The 1,360-nt window shown below is 33.5% G+C and carries 1 protein-coding gene; it reads left to right on the top strand.

Annotation, left to right across the window (positions count from 1 at the left end; translation table 11 throughout):
- The first annotated feature begins 235 nt into the window (after positions 1–235).
- On the top strand, positions 236–1,303 hold the full coding sequence (locus IM793_RS24675; RefSeq protein WP_193426171.1) for an IS110 family transposase: 1,068 nt from the start codon (positions 236–238) through the stop codon (positions 1,301–1,303).
- Positions 1,304–1,360 lie beyond the last annotated feature (57 nt).

Raw genomic sequence — 1,360 nt, 5'->3', positions numbered from 1 at the left:
ATAGCTCCTATGTTTACAATGTTTAATTTAGTAAACATAAAGTGAAAAGGATTGAGAGTAGACCGATGGCTAAATAACTCATGAAGTATATTGACCGATAGATACTACCTCTTTCCTTTTTATCTCTTAGAGTTTGAACAGAATGTAAGGAATTATGCATGTCATAATATCCAGGATATCCAACCAGGAGAAAAAACGAAGGGAGGTTCATCACTTTATAATTAAACTTAAAATGATGAAAAAATTATTAAAGGAAGTATTGGGTGTAGATGTTGCACAAAAGGAACTCGTAGTTACTGTTGGCAGAATGTTCGATGATTTGAGTATTGATCTTTATGCCCATAAAGTTTTCAAAAACAATGAGGCTGGTTTTGTGGCTTTATTAGGTTGGATGAAAAAACTTACAAGTAATGAACTTAAAGTTCGTTTTGTAATGGAAGCTACTGGTATCTATCATCAAAAATTTGCCTTTTACCTCTATGATCATGGTCGTGAAGTAACTATTGTTTTACCAAATAAAATCAGCAATTACATTCGAACACTTGAAAACAAAACCATAACAGATAAAAGCTGTTCTGAGGCGATTGCACAGTTTGGACTGGAAAGAAATCTTGATCAATGGCACAGGCCTAAGAAAATCTTTCATATGCTTCAACAACTTACAAGAGAGCGTGACCAGGTTGTAAGTGAACGGGTTATTGTAAAGAACCAGATCCATGCTGAAAAGTCTGAAGTGGAACCGAATGAACGCAGCCTGCAACGACTTAATGAAAGGATCCATCTGTTGAATAAGCAAGAAAAAGAAATAAAAGCTGATTTGGAGATGATTGTTAATGGTGATGCTAATCTAAGTACAGAAATAAAACGTATCTGTAGTATAACAGGAATTGGGAAACTTACCGCCATAATTATTTTGGCTGAAACAAATGGGTTTGAGCTGATCAGAAATAAAAAGCAACTTACAAGTTATGCTGGTTTGGACGTGAAAGAAAAACAATCAGGAACATCAGTAAAAGGAAAACCAAAAATATCTAAAAAGGGAAATAGGCATCTTAGAAAGGCAATGTATTTACCTGCTTTGGTAGCCGTTAAACATGATAAAAACTTTGGAGAAATCTATTTTAGATTAGTTTCAAAACATGGAATTAAAATGAAAGCACTTGTAGCAATTCAAAGAAAGCTATTAGAAATGGTATATGTGATTTATAAAAGCAAACAGGAATATCAAAAAGAATACTCAGTTTTAAAAGAAAGTAGCGCACTAAACCTAAAGGATCAGCACGCTACACTGGCTAGTTCTTGACTGCCTATGAAACAAAAATAAAATATTTTATTTGGAAATTAACACAGAATCTATCGG

The organism is Pedobacter sp. MR2016-19 (assembly GCF_014947265.1).
Classification (GTDB): domain Bacteria; phylum Bacteroidota; class Bacteroidia; order Sphingobacteriales; family Sphingobacteriaceae; genus Pedobacter.
This window is presented reverse-complemented; position numbering and strand designations above follow the sequence as displayed.